Source organism: Eionea flava, from assembly GCF_055393785.1.
Window position 1 is genome coordinate 2,181,916 of sequence record NZ_AP036018.1, and the last position, 16,932, is coordinate 2,198,847.

A 16,932-nucleotide genomic window follows, 5' to 3' on the forward strand; every position below is an offset into this window, starting at 1 on the left:
TTAATAGAGTGTAGTCAAAAATAAGCATTCAGTGAGAAATAAGGAAAAAAGTGCTACTACCTAGTAAGCTATCGCTACCGTAATTTACAGTAATGACTTTGGTGGCTGCTCACAATCCAGCTTCTTACCCAATAATTCTTCAATCGCAGGGAGTAAAAAGGCATCGTCTTCACAGGCAAAGCTAATAGACACCCCCAATTTGCCGGCTCGACCAGTACGCCCTATACGGTGTACATAGTCTTCGGGCTCTTCAGGAAGAGTGAAGTTAACCACGTGGCTAATATTATTAATATGAATCCCCCTGCCCGCGACATCGGTCGCCACCAGTATTTTAAGCTTGCCGGTTTTAAATCCATCTAATGTTTTAATACGTTTATTTTGAGCAACTTCTCCTGACAGTAGACCCGCAGAAAAGCCATGTTTTACTAGCTGCTCATGTAAGCGGCGACATTCGTCACGGCGATTAGCAAACACAATTAAGCTCTCAACATCATCTTGGCGCGCAAGGTTTGTCAACAATTTGTATTTTTCGTTGGCGGCAACCAGATAAACATGCTGCTCTACAGTATCTGTGGCGACGCTTTCAGGCTCGATCTCAACAGAGCATGGGTCAAGTGTCCATTGCTCCGCCAATCGCATGACATCATCGGTAAAAGTGGCAGAAAAGAATAATGTTTGGCGATTTTCTCTTCGTGGCGTCAAGCGAACAATACGCCTAACTTGAGGAATAAAACCCATATCCAACATGCGGTCAGCTTCATCTAACACCAAGATTTCCACTTGATCGAGGTGAACATCTTTATTACTCGCAAAATCGAGTAAACGGCCCGGTGTTGCCACTAGTATATCGACGAACTTATTACGTACTGCCTGCTGTTGCTTGGTGTAATCCATTCCACCAACTAGAGTATGCACCGTCAGATCAGTATATTTAACGAGTTGCTTAGCATCGTCAGCAATTTGCACAACGAGCTCACGAGTAGGTGCAATAATTAATGCGCGTGCTTCGCCGGCATAACGTTCATCTTCTATCGGGTTTTTCAGTAAATCATCCACAATAGCGGTGAGAAACGCCGCGGTTTTACCCGTGCCCGTTTGTGCTTTCCCAAGCATATCGTGACCATTTAGGGTATTAGGTAAGGATTGCGCCTGAATGGGTGAACAGTATTCGAAACCCAAATCGGCAATCGCATGCATTAATGGCAGTTCTAAACCTAAGTCATGGAAACGCGTTTTGCCCGACACCTCAGGAACGGCAAATTGACTAATATCCCAAGCAGGCTTTTTAGGCTTATTCGGCTTGCGAGAACGGTGATGTTTTTTATTATCAACGGTTTGCTCGGAAGGCTGTACCGTAGTGTCAGAAGAAGATGGCTGCTTAGCCGCTGAAGAGCTTTTATTAAAGAGCTTTTTAAACAAGCGAAATACCTAATTAAGAGTATGAGAAAGCGAGTATAACACGTGTCTAGATTCTACGAGGACGCTACATGAACCTATTACATTTTGCCCCACCGCTGCATCACTCTACTTTATCGTTATCAAGCATCTCCTCTATATAACGCTGTACATAACTTTTAGCACGATAGGTAGATGTAATGACGTATAGACACAAAATACTCACACCAACCACAATAGGTAATGCCACAGAAGAGAAGACGAACGCTAATACACCGCCAAAAACAATAATTAAACACATCGCGAAAAAAGCGTTATGTTGAAGGCGCCGCTGGCATGTCTCTGCTTTTTCAACGGTATCAACATTCTCACGAACCAATGTTTCGCGAGTAACCAAAAAGCCTTTTTCGCGTTTGCGAGCCACGCTATTAAACATATTCATCATTGAGCATCACCATAGCATTATTCGAATGAAGATTAGTTAGCGCCAATCTCATATAGCACAGCACTCAAAACAATGAGAAGTTCTTATGACTAACTAAGTGTAAAAATAACCATTTCGGCTATGCCGCTTTATATCGTTTCAATACTAAGAACACACTGTACAAGCTGGATCTTTCGGTAAGTTCAAGGTTCGCCACTGATGCGTTTTGGCGTCGAACAATAATAAACGCCCCACCATCGATTCTCCAATCCCAGCAATCCACTTCACTGTTTCCAACGCTTGCAAACTACCAACAACGCCGACTAATGGTGACAATACACCCGCTTCTGAACAAGTTAATGCGTCATTAACTTCACCACTATAAAGACATTGATAACAAGGAGATTGTGCATTGCTTGGATCAAATACGGATAACTGCCCTTCAAGGCGAATTGCGGCTCCCGTAACAAGCACCACCTGCTGACGCTGACACGATGCATTAATTGCGAGACGAGTCTCAAAGTTATCCGTACAATCGACCACCACATCATGCGTTTTCACCAGTGCATCCCAACTCTCGTTATCTACACGCTGCACAATCGCATCGACGCTAACACTCGTGTTCAATGCCCGCACTGATCGCTGAGCCGAGACTGCTTTATTGTGAGTAATATCTGACTGCCCGTGGATAATTTGCCGCTGTAAATTAGAGACATCCACATCATCAAAATCGACCAGTGATAAATGCCCCACACCTGATGCCGCCAAATAAAGCGCAACCGGGCTGCCCAAGCCGCCGAGACCAACAACTAACACACGGGCATTTTTTAAGCGTTCCTGCCCTTCAATATCAACATCGGGTAATAATATATGGCGGCTGTAACGCAGTAATTCATCGTCATTCATCATGGCTGCCGTTCCTAGCTCGCTGACCTATAGTGGCTCTAGGCTGCCCCGCTAAATCCTGAATCGTGCGACATTGAACATAGCCATTGCTTTCTAAAATCGATATAACACGACTTCCCTGCTGATAACCATGTTCAATCACAATCCAGCCATGCTCACTGAGAATAGACGCAGCCTGAGCAGCAATTTTTTCTATATCCGCAAGCCCATTATTTTTTGCCGTTAAAGCCGATGCAGGTTCATACCGAACATCGCCTTGGCAAAGATGCGGATCATTTTCAGCAATATAAGGAGGGTTACTAACAATCATATCTACATCAGTAGCCGTAATAGACGACAACCAATCTGAACAGATAACTGATACATTATCTAACTGGTGACGCACGCGATTGCGTTCGGCCAATTCACACACTGTTCGATTATTATCGACAGCAATAATTTTCCAAGCTGGCTTTTCACTCGCTAGAGCGAGGGCAATAGCGCCCGTTCCTGTACCTAAGTCGATAACGCTTCGGGGCTGCTCTGGCACATCATCAACAAATAATTCTAGTGCTGTTTCAACAATGATTTCAGTATCAGGGCGAGGAATCAACGTATCGTTACTCACCCATAAATTCAACGACCAGAATTCTTTTTCGCCAACAATATACGCGATGGGATCACCCTTGATTCGCTGCTGCATATATTCATCAAATTGATGTTGATGCGCTGGTGTCAACACTGATTCGGGCCATGTATATAAGTAGGTACGATCTTTATTAAGCACTGCAGCTAACAGCACTTCAGTATCCAAGCGCGCACTATCTGATACACCCGACAAAAATTTACTTTGTTGTAGATTTTCAGCAATGGTTTTCATAGAGAAAGATAACTTAAGATGATAATGCCGCCAGCTGATCCGCTTGGTGCTCATTAACCAAGGGCTGAATCACTTCATCTACTTCACCTTCCATCACTTCATTCAAACGATATAACGTAAGATTAATGCGATGATCGGTAACACGACCTTGCGGGTAATTATAAGTGCGTATACGCTCAGAACGATCACCACTACCGACTAAATTTTTTCGCTCATCAGCCATTTCTTTTGCAGCAACTTCATCTTGGGCACTTTGCAAACGCGCGGCCAATAAAGACATAGCACGCGCACGGTTTTTATGTTGCGAGCGCTCATCTTGGCACTCCACAACAACCCCTGTAGGTATATGCGTGAGGCGAATCGCTGAATCAGTTTTGTTCACGTGCTGTCCACCAGCACCACTTGCCCGAAAAGTATCAACGCGTAAATCCGCTTTATTAATCGCAATTTCTGCCTGCTCATCCGCTTCAGGCATAATCGCTACCGTACAAGCAGAGGTATGCACTCGCCCTTGCGACTCAGTTTCAGGTACACGCTGAACGCGATGCGCGCCAGATTCAAACTTTAATTGTGAATAAACGCCTTGCCCGACGATACGAGCGATGACCTCTTTATAACCACCCTGATCGCTACGGCTTTCACTGACAATCTCTACTTGCCATCGGCGCTTTTCAGCATATTTACTATACATTCTAAACAAGTCACCGACAAAAATAGCGGCTTCATCACCTCCAGTTCCCGCGCGAATTTCTAAAAATATATTTTTATGATCATTAGGATCTTTAGGTAATAATAATTTTTGCAACTCAAGCTCTAACGGCTCCCGTTCTTCTTCTGCCGATTTTAGTTCCTCCTGCCCCATCGCGCGCATATCAGGGTCGCTATCTTTTAACAGCACCGACGCTTCTTCTAAATTATCTAGCACTTGCCGATAGTCGTTATAACATTGCACGACAGGCTCAATTTCTGCATATTCTTGTGATAGCTCGCGAAAGCGGTTTTGATTAGCAATCGTATCTGGATCGCTTAATAATGCGCCCACTTCAACATAGCGCTCTTGCAATAAGTCGAGTTTTTCTAAAATAGATGATTTCATAAATTACAGTTCATGGTTGTTGCGTAACATAAATACATTGAAGCAGTGATATTATGCATTTAATAATTATAAAGCCTCTCCTTTCTGCTAGAGGCCTTTCTGTATTGCGTGGTTTTATTCTATATCGCTAGGGTGAATCAATACTTTTTCGTTGAGTCGCTTGTGCTTCATCAGCGATATTATTTAACGACTGGCTCCCTCGTTGATCATCCATTGCGACAATCGACACATCAGCAGAATGAGAACGGCTGTCGTCAACGGTAAATAATTTTTGCGTGAGCGAAAGCAACGCATGATCGCCTTCGGTACTCGCACGTTTTAATTGGTGCGTAGGAGCATGCAACAATTTATTCGTCAGGCTATTCGCCATTTGCGCCAGCACTTTGTCCGGCGATGCGCCATTGTGTAAATCACGCAAGGCCTTATCTAAGGTTTGATCACGTAAACCTTCGGCATACTGCCGATATGTTTTAATGGCCGACACTGAGTGGCGCACTCGCGCTTCTTGCATATAATCGGCTAAAAACTCATCGATCAATGCATGCGCCTCATTAGCCGCATGCTCTCGTGTTTGCTTGTTTTCATCAATCACTTCGCGCAAGTCATCAACCGTGTAAAGATACACATCGGCCAGATCACCTACTTCGCTCTCAATATCTCTAGGCACAGCAATGTCGACCATAAACATAGGTTTATGTCGACGCAGCTTTAACGCAGACTCAACCGCACCTTTACCTAAAATCGGCAACTGACTGGCTGTCGACGAAATCACAATATCTGCTTGCGCCAGCTGTTCAGGAATATCCGACAACAGCACCGCTTTTGCCCCAAACTCATCCGCTAAAATCTGAGCACGCGCCAATGTGCGATTAGCAAAAATCATCTGAGCAATACCTTGTTGGCGCAGATGCCGTGCCACCAAGTCAATCGTCTCACCCGCACCAATCAGTAGTGCCGTATCTTGCTTAAGATCGGAAAAGATATGCTGCGCTAAATTCACTGCTGCATAAGCAACCGACACAGGATTTTCCCCTATAGCCGTATTGGTACGCACTTTTTTAGCGACACCAAACACTTTTTGAAACACATTATGCAATTCACTTGATAGCGTGTTGGCTGTTTGTGCCACGGCATAACTTGATTTCATTTGACCCAATATTTGCGGCTCACCTAATACTAGCGAATCTAATCCACTAGCGACTCGCATCATATGTTTTACTGCATCACTACCTTGCGACACATAGTAACAATCACGTAGCAGCTCGCTATCAACCGTATGATAATCACCTAACCACTGTAACAAACATTCCCCCAATGCCGAGCTATCACCGTCTTTAATGGATTTTGACGAACCCCATTGATCGTCATGACCGGTTGAAATATATAGCTCTGTGCGATTGCATGTCGACATGATGGCCGCTTCGGTTGCCGGCGTACTGTTTATCAAATGCTGTAAAGCACGCTCTATCGTTTCGGGAGCAAAGGCCACACGCTCGCGCAACTCAATAGAGGCGCTGTCGTGATTAATACCGAAGACAAATAAAGGAATCATAAAATGTGCTAGAAAGTGAGTCTATTGCTGCTGAGTGTTCGTAATTAACTATCGTCGTGATCGATAGCGCGCATTGTAGCACGACAGGCACCACGAAAAATAACCCTTACCTGCCTCTTGGCTTGTCTGATCTGGCGGTTTACACTGACATTATGAATATTTTTTCTTCGGTAAAACGCGCATATTGCATCACACTCATTGTTTCTGCAGGACTTGCTGGCTGCAAGTCCTTGCCTAGCAAACCTCAAGCGTTACCAGACCCTCTCACTCCATCAACCAATAGCACGGCTTTACCCGCAAAGACGCCGCATGCTTCGGCTGCAAAGACAGCTCGCCTTCCTACCGACACTCTGTACTCGCTACTCGTTGCAGAAGTCGCGGCTTCTCGTCAGCAATACGATATTACTGTCGACAATTATACCGCTCAGGCCAAAACAACCGATGCATTACCGATTATTAAAAGAGCGGCAAGGATCACACAATTTTTGCGCACTCATGAGTCATCACTAGATATGGGGCTGCTCTGGTTAGAACAAGAGCCTAACAACAGCGAAGCATTAGCAACAGTCGCCAATGCATATATTGAATTACAACAACCCTTAAAAGCCATTGACCATATAGAGCGATTAATGGCCCAAAAGGCACAGGCGACAAACAATATTGAGAGGGTCAGCACGCCCAATATTGATGGTAGCGCGCTGATTGAAACACTGGCGAACCGCAATCGACAAGCAGATAAAAACACCATCGACACACTGGTATCACGCCTATTGCCACTCGCCAACAACTACCCTAATGCTGCCGGCGTCCATGTTGGTATCGGCTCACTCTATCAAGCAATGAATAATAGCGCCCTGGCACGCGAATGGATAGACAAGGCGCTCGCCATTGATAACACTCGCACCAGCACTATTTTACAAGATATCCGTTTACTACAACTTAGCCATCAAAATGAGGCCGCATTAAAGAAACTCAAAACGTATGTTGAACAGTCACCAGACAACCATCGCCTGCGCCTAGTCTATGCAAGACTGCTTTCTCAATCGGATCTCACTGGAGCTTACCAGCAGTTCACTATTTTGGCAGAGCAGTCACCTAATCAATTAGACATTCGCTTCTCTCGCGCGCTACTGGCAACAGAATTAGAAAAAATGACGGTAGCAAAACCGCTTTTTGAATCGTTACTCAACGTTAATTATCAACCCGATAACGTTAATTTTTACCTTGGTCACATTGCTGACTTTCAAGAACAAACGGATACTGCACTGGCCTACTATCTTGCGGTTAAACAAGGTGATCATTTTTTATCTGCACAGTACCGTGCAGCGAGTGTGTACCTAGAACAAAACAACATTAAACGTGCGCAACACCTATATACTACATTGCACGCACAGCACCCCGACAAAACGGAACAACTCTATGAAAACGAGGCCAGCCTGCTCGTTAAGTACAATGCTGACATCCCCGCAATGGCTCTCCTAAATAAAGCTATTGCTGCATTTCCAGATAACAGCAACCTGCGCTATGATCGCGCCACGCTTTATGAGCGCAAAGATCAAATAGCATTAATGGAACAAGACTTTCGACATGTGCTCGAAAAAGACCCCGATAACGTTGCTGCGCTAAACGGTCTAGGCTATCTACTCACTATTCGCACTTCACGCTACGACGAGGCCTATGCACTCATCAAAAAAGCACTGTCACTGAACTCAAATGACGCCGCCATCATTGACAGTATGGGCTGGGTCTTATTCAAAATGGGACGCACTAAAGAAGCGATTAGCTATTTACAAAAAGCCTACAAACAATACCCTAACCCCGAAGTTGCTGCTCATTTGGGCGAAGCATTATGGGCGAATAACGAGCAAGACGCCGCAAAAGCGATATGGCAAGAAAGTTTAGAGCAAAATCCCGACGCACAAGACATACCTGACACACTCAAACGACTAGGGATCACGTGGTAACACAAACACCAGTGACCGGCCTCCCTCTCAAAAGAATAATAATGATGAAAAAACCCATAACCACCGCCAGATATGTACTCGTCACGGGTCTTATCAGTTTATTATTGTTGAGCGCCTGCAGCACACCGCAATACTCTCCAACGCTCAACACGCCAGCGGCTGACGCGACAACGATTCCAGACTCATGGACATTGCACGCCAAGCTTGGCATTCGCAATGGCGAAGATAGCGGCTCGGTCACTTTACAGTGGCAGCAACAAAAAACCGCCTACCGCATTAGAGTCAGCGGGCCATTTGGACAAGGAAACGCTCTATTAATCGGAAATGAACAGTATATTTCGATTGAGCGCCCCGGCAAAGAAACAGTGCTGTCTTATCAACCAGAATTACTGATTAAAGAGACTTTTGGCTGGCACTTACCTATCCAGCAATTACGCTATTGGGTTTCTGGGCTGCCCGCACCCGATTCTCCCCTACCATCAAACGCTTCTCAGCTAACACTATCACCAAGCACCGATAACAATGAACAATTTAACAACGCCGGCCTACTTAGCCAACGTCAGCAATATGGGTGGACTTTAGATTATTCTCGCTATAAACCCGTTGCATCATTGGGCAACCAATTACTGGCACATAAAATACGCGCACAGCAAACATCTGCAACACTGACGCTGATTGTTAAAGAGTGGGATTTCAACAATCACTCGGCTCTTCCCCCTGTAAAAACAACGACACCACCATAACATGACCACATTGACACTACCTTCGCCGGCCAAGCTCAACCTGTTTCTTCATATCACAGGTCAACGTGCCGACGGCTATCACGACCTGCAAACGGTTTTCCAATTACTTGATTATAGCGACAGCATTAGCTTTACCTTAAGAAGCGACAATAGGTTTGTGCTTCATCACGATATCCCTGATGTAAACGATGAAGACAATTTAATCATCAAAGCGGCGCATCGATTAAAGCAACATATAGAACAGCACTCTCCGCCCGAACAGTTACCAGTAACGACTTACGGCGTTGACATCACCCTTGAAAAACATCTACCCATCGGCGGCGGTTTAGGCGGCGGCAGCTCGAATGCAGCGACCACTCTGCTGGCACTTAACCATTTATGGCAGGCTCAGCTTCCCATCGACACATTAGCGCACCTAGGGCTAGACCTAGGTGCGGATGTCCCCGTCTTTGTGCATGGCTACTCAGCTTGGGCAGAAGGCGTCGGTGAAAACTTGCGCCCTATTGAATTGCCAGAACAGTGGCACCTTGTTATTAAGCCTAACTGTCATGTCTCTACCGCCGAAATTTTTTCAAATCAGGAATTGACAAGAGACACCGCCGCCATTACAGTAGCGGCCTTCTTCGAACAGGGTGGTCATAACGATTGCGAAAGCGTTGTTTGTCAGCATTATCCTGATGTGAAAAAAGCACTTATGTGGTTGAATAATCACGAAAATGCTCGACTCACGGGAACAGGTGCGTGTGTGTTTGCTAGCTTCGCGACGAAAGCGCAAGCAGAAGCAATATTAAACAACACACCAACCGAATGGGAATGTTTTATAGCCAAAGGCATAAATCAATCTCCACTTCACCATCGGCTCCGTGATTCTCTTTAGAAGAAGAGGCGGAGAAGACAAGTTATTGGGGTGTAGCCAAGTGGTAAGGCAGCGGGTTTTGATCCCGCCATGCGGAGGTTCGAGTCCTCCCACCCCAGCCATATTCTTTCACTGTTGTTAATACCTATATCGTGGCATTGTTAGCCATTAGCTAGCAACAGTGAAGCATGACAACATATCCATTCATTCATCTACACCGATGGCCGGTGATCAAAAGGTATTCTTGTGGCTGACTTCATGGTTTTTACTGGGAACGCAAACCCAACACTGGCACAAAACATCGTCGATAAACTTGGTATGACGCTTGGCAAAGCCAACGTGTCACAGTTTTCAGATGGCGAAATTGCCGTAGAAATTCAAGAAAATGTACGTGGTCGCGACGTATTCGTTGTGCAATCAACCAGTAGCCCCACGCACAAGAATTTAATGGAGCTATTAATTATTGTTGATGCATTGCGCCGTGCCTCTGCAGGTCGCGTAACCGCTATCATCCCTTACTTTGGCTATGCTCGCCAAGATCGCCGCGTTCGCTCTGCACGCGTACCTATCACGGCTAAGCTGGTGGCAGACATGATGGTAGGCGTTGGTATTGATCGCGTACTCACATTAGATTTACACGCCGAGCAAATTCAAGGTTTCTTTGATGTACCCGTCGATAACATTTACGGCGCCCCCATCTTATTAGAAGATATTCGCCGTCAACAACACGAAAACCTCGTTGTTGTTTCACCCGATATCGGCGGTGTTGTTCGTGCACGCGCCGTCGCGAAAGAACTCAACATTGATCTTGCTATCATTGATAAACGTCGCCCTAAAGCCAATGTCGCCGAAGTCATGAACCTTATTGGTGAAGTTGAAGGTCGCACATGCCTATTAGTTGACGATATGGTTGATACCGCCGGCACCTTATGTAATGCCGCAGCTGCACTAAAAGAAAAAGGCGCAATCAAAGTTGTCGCTTACGCAACACACCCCGTATTATCCGGTAAGGCTATCGACAATCTTAATAACTCAGTAATGGATGAGCTGGTCGTCACTGACTCCATTCCACTCTCTGAAACTGCAAAAGCGTGCTCGCGCATTCGACAGCTTTCCCTAAAAGGTATGCTGTCTGAATCTATCCGCCGCTTAAGCAACGAAGAATCCCTTAGCGCTATGTTTAACTAACCTCGTTGTAACGTATTTAGGCAACATGCACTATGGAAGACCTGCGATGCTACAAAGCACGCATTAATCAATATTTATAACACTCAATATTCTGGTCGCGGATAGTTATAAATTAACCTACTCAACAGAGGACATCACAATGTCAAATGAAGACTTTGTATTGAATGCCGAGAGTCGCGAATTAACAGGGAAAGGTGCGAGCCGCCGCCTGCGTCGCGAATCAAGTAAAGTACCCGGCATTATTTACGGCGGTAGCAAAAAGCCACAAATGATCAGCCTTCTACAAAAAGATCTGGTCAAACATCTCGAAAATGAAGCGTTTTATTCGCATATCATTTCCGTTAATGTTGACGGTGCTGCTCAAGACGTTATCTTAAAAGATTTACAACGTCACCCCGCTAAGCCAACAATTTATCATGTTGATTTACTTCGTGTATCTAAAACGAAGAAATTCACTACACGCGTACCGCTTCACTTCATTAACGAAGAAAAGTCCAAAGGCGTTAAAGTACAAGGTGGCTTGGTATCTCACAGCATCTCTGAACTAGAAATTAGCTGTTTGCCTGCTGACTTACCAGAGTACATCGAAGTGGATCTGATTGATGTCGAAATCGGTCAAATCGTCCACATTTCAGATCTCGACTTACCTAAAGGTGTTGAATCAGTACAGCTAAGCCACGGTCACGACCATGACTTGCCTGTTGCCACGATCAACAAACCTAAAGGCGCATCTGCTGACGATGCAGATAGCGAAGAAAGCAGCGAAGACGCTGGCGAAGAATAATTCTTCTATCATTTTTGTTGCGGCTACATAGTTAGCCGCAACAAAAACCTCTCTTAGCACTCCTTTCTACGCTCAACATTATCTTCATCGCACTACCCTATCATTGACACAACACTCTATAATGCGCGTCCGATACTTCTGTGAACTATTCGAGCTAGCTTTATGAACACGCCCATTAAATTGATTGTTGGCCTAGGTAATCCAGGCAGTGAATACATCAATACACGACACAACGCTGGCGTTGATTTTGTCATTACTCTTGCACAGCAATACAACATTAGCCTCACACCAGACAGCAAATTTTTTGGCGCAGCCGGGCGCGGCGTGATAGAACAGCGTGACGTTCGCCTATTACTTCCAGCAACATTTATGAATCTTAGCGGCAAATCCGTTGCAGCACTGGCACAATTTTACAAAATCTCCCCCGATGAAATTCTTGTCGCTCACGACGAATTAGATCTTGCACCCGGTATCGCACGGCTTAAAATCGGTGGCGGACATGGAGGGCACAACGGCCTAAAAGATATTATTAGCCGTTTAGGCAACAATAAGAATTTTGCCCGCTTGCGCTTGGGTATTGATCACCCAGGCAACGCCAAACTCGTCAGCAATTATGTACTTAAAAAAGCCCCGAAAGCCGAATTTGAAAAAATAGAAGATAGTATTTATCAGGCATGCAAAGTAATGCCTCAAGTGCTTGCAGGCCAATGGAATGATGCGATGAAAACACTACACACCCCCGCGCAATAACACGCTATACCACGCCACCGCTTGCAGGCAGAAGACGAAACCGATAGCATACGCGCCTTTCGCACAACACTTATTCGATTACTTTTTAGCTATCCTACAGGACAACATCATGGGTTTTAATTGCGGTATTGTTGGTTTGCCCAACGTCGGAAAATCAACACTGTTTAATGCACTGACCAAAGCGGGCATTGGCGCAGAAAACTTTCCCTTTTGCACCATTGAACCTAATGCCGGCGTTGTTCCTGTTCCTGATCCCCGCATTGATAAACTCAGCGCCATCGTAAAACCTGAAAAGATTATTGCGACAACGATGGAATTTGTCGATATTGCTGGCCTTGTCGCGGGGGCATCAAAGGGTGAAGGCTTAGGCAACCAGTTTTTAGCCAACATTCGTGAAACCGATGCGATTGCACATGTCGTACGCTGCTTTGATGATGAAAACGTCGTACACGTAGAAGGAAAAATTAATCCTGCGAGCGATATTGATGTCATCAACACCGAGCTAGCGCTAGCAGACCTCGATAGTGTAGAAAAAGCGATTCAGCGCTTTGCAAAAGCCGCTAAAGGGCAAGATAAACACGCAATGGCAATGAAAGCATTGCTGGAAAAAATCCAACCACACCTTAATGAAGCATTGCCATTACGCTCATTTACACTAACCGATGATGAGCAACAACAATTAAAGAGCCTCAGCTTACTGACACTCAAACCCACTATGTATATTGCCAACGTGGATGAAGAAGGCTTTGACAACAACCCCTACCTCGACACCGTTAGATCTATTGCCGCGTCCGAGCAAGCAGTCGTTGTCGTTATCTGCAATAAATTAGAAGCTGAAATCTCTGAGTTAGATGACGATGAGCGAGACGAATTTCTAGCTGACTTAGGCATGGAAGAACCCGGCTTACACCGAGTCATTCGCGCCGGTTACGACCTACTCGATCTACACACCTACTTTACCGCAGGCGTTAAAGAAGTACGCGCTTGGACAATCCCTGTCGGCGCAAGCGCACCACAGGCAGCCGGTAAAATTCACACCGACTTTGAGAAAGGCTTTATTCGCGCTGAGATTACCGCTTATGATGACTTTATCGAATATAACGGTGAAGCTGGCGCCAAGGAAAATGGAAAGTGGCGGCTAGAGGGTAAAGACTACATCGTGTGTGATGGTGACGTTATTCACTTCCGCTTCAATGTCTAAACTGAACGGTCATTACGGACGAAAAAAACGCTAAACCACCACACAGTATTTTGATAACGGGTGGCTGAGTAAACCTTTGCTCAACCGCCCTATTCACACCTCTCACGCCCAGCATTCACTCCTCTCGCAGGCAGCTTTAAATGACCATTATCAAGGCTACCCAATTAGCCTCAACATTCTCTGTATAAAAAAACTGGGAAAGCCCAATATCTTGCCTATACTCAATTATAGTATTCATTAACATTCAGTAGCGGGCTTATTTATGTTTTGGCAAAACTCTAAAGAAATCGATGCACTACGGGCAGAAAATCAATCACTGATCGAAGCAAACCAGCAACAACAAGCAGAGATTAATGCGCAACTAGAAAAAATAGCGGATATGGGCGCGCAATTAGATGAAAATAATGGAATGAAATGCCCAATCTCCAATAGCGGCCTTATTATCGATAGTTATAGTGGTGTCAATGAGGTGCGTGAATCTCTTGCTCATTCATCAAGTACATTACGAGAAAAAACAACCGAGCTATTAAGCTCGAATATTACTTATCTAGAAATGAAAGATGAGCTGAAAAAAACACACGAAGATCTTTCATTAATCGGCGAAGGCGCTAAAAAAAGCCACGATAGTGTGACTAACTTAAAAGGAGCCGCAGGAGAAATCACCAAATTTGCCGACATAATCAATACTATCTCAGAGCAGACCAACCTACTGGCATTAAATGCCGCCATTGAGGCCGCCCGTGCTGGTGAAGCAGGCAGAGGTTTCGCCGTTGTCGCCGACGAAGTAAGAGCGCTGGCACAACGTGCCGGTGAAGCCAGTGGTGAGATTGCCGAGCTCGTCAAAAAAATTGACTTAGACACACAAACCACCGATGAAAACATCCGCTATACCCACGACCACTGCGAACAGCTACGCGGAAAGTCAGAAGCTTCGATTACCAATATTGAGCATGTTTTAGGTTTATCGCAATCTATGCACGACCTAATTGTTAAGGAAACAGAATCCAGCTTTATTCAAACCGTAAAGATGGATCATCTTTGCTACAAAGCCAAAGTCTACAAAGCATTTGAAGAGCAACAATACGACACCTCTGGGTTCGACGATCATCACGCCTGCCGCTTAGGGCAGTGGTATTACGAAGGCCAAGGTCAAAAAGAACATTCAGGCAAGGCGGAGTTTCAGCAGATTGAAAAACCCCACAAAAAAGTACATGAGCAAGCAATGAAAGGACTTAATGCCGCCAATAGCAACGACCTACAGACTTCTTATGACAGCTTCAAAAAAATGGAGCAGGCAAGCGCAGAACTCATGCATGCACTAGATAGACTAGCCGCAAAAATGTAAAACGAACGTCGGCTCAAACAATCCGTCTCACTCAAATGAAACATAAAGTAAATTAACGCATTTTGTTCAGCCACCTACCTTGACAGCCTATAACGAGATCGCCATAATACGCGCCCTCAGCACAGGCTGTCATGCCTGTACAGCTACCTTTTTTATGGCTACGTAGCTCAGCTGGTTAGAGCACAGCATTCATAATGCTGGGGTCGCTGGTTCAAGTCCAGCCGTAGCTACCATTTCCCCCTTTAAAATCAACAACTTAAAAATCTACCTGGCAAAAAATATAAAAAAAACCAAAAAATTGGGCTCTGTAACAGGCTCTGTAACATAAACGGGGGATAGGCATTTATCTCACTCGGTTAATAATACCATCCCAGCCACAATGAGCTAGAACTCTTAATCGATAATTTGGCTCTGTAACATAAACGGGGGATAGGCATTTATCTCACTCGGTTAATAATACCATCCCAGCCACAATGAGCTAGAACTCTTAATCGATAATTTTCAAAGGCTCTGTAACATAAACGGGGGATAGGCATTTATCTCACTCGGTTAATAATACCATCTCAGCCACAATGAGCTAGAACTCTTAATCGATAATTTTCAAAATTCCTAAAGCCATAAGCTCGTCTTGATATCATCTCCATCTTGTTGTGAAACCCTTCCGTAATGCCATTACTTTTACTAAAACGCCACATGGCGACAATAGGCTCCATCCACGAGGTGAGTGTGTTGGCGAGCGTCCGTAGCGGACTATTTTTCAGTTGCTCCAACAACTCAAAATAGCCGGGTAATTTTTCACGTGTACGGCGGGCTGTGAGTGTTTTGAGCAGTATAAATCTCATCAGTTTTTGCTTTGCTTCATACAGCGTTTTTAACACCGGAAAGTCACTTAAATAATCCATCAGATTCGCTTGCTGTTCGGGAGTTAATCGCCATTGGTGACGACGCATCAAACTGATGAGCCCTCGGTTTTTTCTTCCCTCTGCATCATGCTCTTTCCACACTTTCAAAAAATGATGGTTAATCAGTCGAACCACATGAAAGCGGTCTGCCACAATAATCGCATTAGGAAAGTAACGCTGAGCAATACGACGATAAGTCTCAGACATATCCATCACCACCACTTGTACCTTGTCGCGCTCGTTTAAGCCCTTTAAATACTGACGTAAGCTGGCTTCTGAGCGCCCCAACTTGACGTCAAACACCTTGTGATTTCTCAAGTCTACAAACGTAGTCGCATAGCCTTTCTTACGCGTAAAGAAGTGTTCATCGATACCCAATACACGAGGGCAAGGACGGTGACTCATTTCAGATCGCTTGAGGGCAATGTGGTGGTGATACCAGCGCTCAACCGTGGCAGGGCTTATCTGGTGTGTCCGTGATAATTTACGTTGAGTGACCCCACCATCATGTGCCTCAAAGACTTCCAATCGATACGCTTCAGACGCGCGATAACGAGGACGTATGCCCGTGAAACGGTGACGAAAATAGCGATGGCAATGCGCACAGTAATACTTGGGCACTTGGAGATGAATAGTCATCACCTGATTGCCTTGTCGAGTGTGTTTAATGGTGCGCTGGTGAGTCGCCTTAATGGTTAATCCATGACGATGACAATACAAGCATTGAGGTCGATGAGTGGGCTTAGCCCAGACTTCAAATGCAGGTTTACGGTAAACACGTTCTATTTTAAGACCGGGAAGGCCTATAATGGTTTCTGCGTGGGACATCGGTTGCCTCTATTAAATTGATCGTCAGAAAATCAAGTTTAATAAATACCGGTGTCCCCCGTTAATGATGTAGAGCCGCTACGTTTACTGGTCATACAACACTCCTGAGGACTATATTGTCCCTCATTAAGAGTGTCCG

At 45.1% G+C, this 16,932-nt stretch carries 15 protein-coding genes, 2 tRNA genes and 1 pseudogene; 11 read left to right on the forward strand and 7 right to left on the reverse strand.

What is annotated here, in order from left to right:
- Nucleotides 1-84: 84 nt before the first annotated feature.
- The 6 genes from rhlB to hemA form a co-directional block, all read right to left on the reverse strand.
- The gene (gene rhlB, locus ACZ5O6_RS09565) at nt 85-1,419 is read right to left on the reverse strand and encodes an ATP-dependent RNA helicase RhlB (RefSeq protein ID WP_447091785.1); all 1,335 of its coding nucleotides are present in this window, start codon (nt 1,417-1,419) and stop codon (nt 85-87) included.
- A gap of 100 nt (nt 1,420-1,519) precedes the next feature.
- Nucleotides 1,520-1,840 (reverse strand): hypothetical protein, encoded by a 321-nt coding sequence (locus tag ACZ5O6_RS09570; protein ID WP_447091784.1) that lies wholly within the window; start codon nt 1,838-1,840, stop codon nt 1,520-1,522.
- Nucleotides 1,841-1,984: 144 nt separating this feature from the next.
- Nucleotides 1,985-2,725 (reverse strand): HesA/MoeB/ThiF family protein, encoded by a 741-nt coding sequence (locus ACZ5O6_RS09575; RefSeq protein ID WP_447091911.1) that lies wholly within the window; start codon nt 2,723-2,725, stop codon nt 1,985-1,987.
- Nucleotides 2,718-3,584, reverse strand: a complete 867-nt coding sequence (prmC, locus tag ACZ5O6_RS09580) for a peptide chain release factor N(5)-glutamine methyltransferase (RefSeq protein WP_447091783.1) — start codon at nt 3,582-3,584, stop codon at nt 2,718-2,720. Before prmC ends, ACZ5O6_RS09575 begins: the two co-directional genes overlap by 8 nt.
- Nucleotides 3,585-3,597: 13 nt before the next feature.
- Nucleotides 3,598-4,680, reverse strand: coding sequence for a peptide chain release factor 1 (gene prfA, locus ACZ5O6_RS09585; protein ID WP_447091782.1), 1,083 nt, complete (start codon nt 4,678-4,680; stop codon nt 3,598-3,600).
- Nucleotides 4,681-4,807: 127 nt separating this feature from the next.
- Complete coding sequence (hemA, locus tag ACZ5O6_RS09590) at nt 4,808-6,229, reverse strand: glutamyl-tRNA reductase (protein ID WP_447091910.1); 1,422 nt, start codon at nt 6,227-6,229, stop codon at nt 4,808-4,810.
- Nucleotides 6,230-6,384: 155 nt separating this feature from the next.
- Here hemA and ACZ5O6_RS09595 point away from each other — a divergent pair, with 155 nt between their 5' ends.
- The 11 genes and pseudogenes from ACZ5O6_RS09595 to ACZ5O6_RS09645 all read left to right on the forward strand — a co-directional run bounded on the left by ACZ5O6_RS09595 (nt 6,385) and on the right by ACZ5O6_RS09645 (nt 15,296).
- Nucleotides 6,385-8,196 (forward strand): tetratricopeptide repeat protein, encoded by a 1,812-nt coding sequence (locus ACZ5O6_RS09595; protein ID WP_447091781.1) that lies wholly within the window; start codon nt 6,385-6,387, stop codon nt 8,194-8,196.
- Between the two features lie 41 nt (nt 8,197-8,237).
- Nucleotides 8,238-8,939 carry a lipoprotein insertase outer membrane protein LolB gene (lolB, locus tag ACZ5O6_RS09600; protein ID WP_447091780.1) on the forward strand — a complete coding sequence of 234 codons (702 nt, stop codon included), beginning with the start codon at nt 8,238-8,240 and terminating at the stop codon, nt 8,937-8,939.
- A 1-nt stretch (nt 8,940) separates the two neighbouring features.
- Nucleotides 8,941-9,816 carry a 4-(cytidine 5'-diphospho)-2-C-methyl-D-erythritol kinase gene (gene ispE / locus ACZ5O6_RS09605; RefSeq protein ID WP_447091779.1) on the forward strand — a complete coding sequence of 292 codons (876 nt, stop codon included), beginning with the start codon at nt 8,941-8,943 and terminating at the stop codon, nt 9,814-9,816.
- A gap of 26 nt (nt 9,817-9,842) precedes the next feature.
- Nucleotides 9,843-9,917: transfer RNA gene (locus ACZ5O6_RS09610), tRNA-Gln, on the forward strand.
- 136 nt (nt 9,918-10,053) lie between these two features.
- Nucleotides 10,054-10,983 carry a ribose-phosphate pyrophosphokinase gene (locus ACZ5O6_RS09615; RefSeq protein ID WP_447091909.1) on the forward strand — a complete coding sequence of 310 codons (930 nt, stop codon included), beginning with the start codon at nt 10,054-10,056 and terminating at the stop codon, nt 10,981-10,983.
- A 139-nt stretch (nt 10,984-11,122) separates the two neighbouring features.
- Complete coding sequence (locus ACZ5O6_RS09620; protein WP_447091778.1) at nt 11,123-11,767, forward strand: 50S ribosomal protein L25/general stress protein Ctc; 645 nt, start codon at nt 11,123-11,125, stop codon at nt 11,765-11,767.
- Between the two features lie 162 nt (nt 11,768-11,929).
- On the forward strand, nt 11,930-12,517 hold the full coding sequence (gene pth / locus ACZ5O6_RS09625) for an aminoacyl-tRNA hydrolase (RefSeq protein ID WP_447091777.1): 588 nt from the start codon (nt 11,930-11,932) through the stop codon (nt 12,515-12,517).
- A gap of 109 nt (nt 12,518-12,626) precedes the next feature.
- Nucleotides 12,627-13,718, forward strand: coding sequence for a redox-regulated ATPase YchF (gene ychF / locus ACZ5O6_RS09630; RefSeq protein WP_447091776.1), 1,092 nt, complete (start codon nt 12,627-12,629; stop codon nt 13,716-13,718).
- 679 nt (nt 13,719-14,397) lie between these two features.
- Nucleotides 14,398-14,640 (forward strand): annotated as a pseudogene (locus ACZ5O6_RS09635) (methyl-accepting chemotaxis protein); the annotation flags it as partial.
- Between the two features lie 105 nt (nt 14,641-14,745).
- Entirely contained in the window at nt 14,746-15,063 is a 318-nt protein-coding gene (locus tag ACZ5O6_RS09640) for a CZB domain-containing protein (RefSeq protein ID WP_464283555.1), read from the forward strand.
- 156 nt (nt 15,064-15,219) lie between these two features.
- A tRNA-Met gene (locus ACZ5O6_RS09645) sits at nt 15,220-15,296 on the forward strand.
- Between the two features lie 330 nt (nt 15,297-15,626).
- Here ACZ5O6_RS09645 and ACZ5O6_RS09650 read toward each other — a convergent pair.
- Entirely contained in the window at nt 15,627-16,793 is a 1,167-nt protein-coding gene (locus ACZ5O6_RS09650; protein ID WP_464283505.1) for an ISL3 family transposase, read from the reverse strand.
- Nucleotides 16,794-16,932 lie beyond the last annotated feature (139 nt).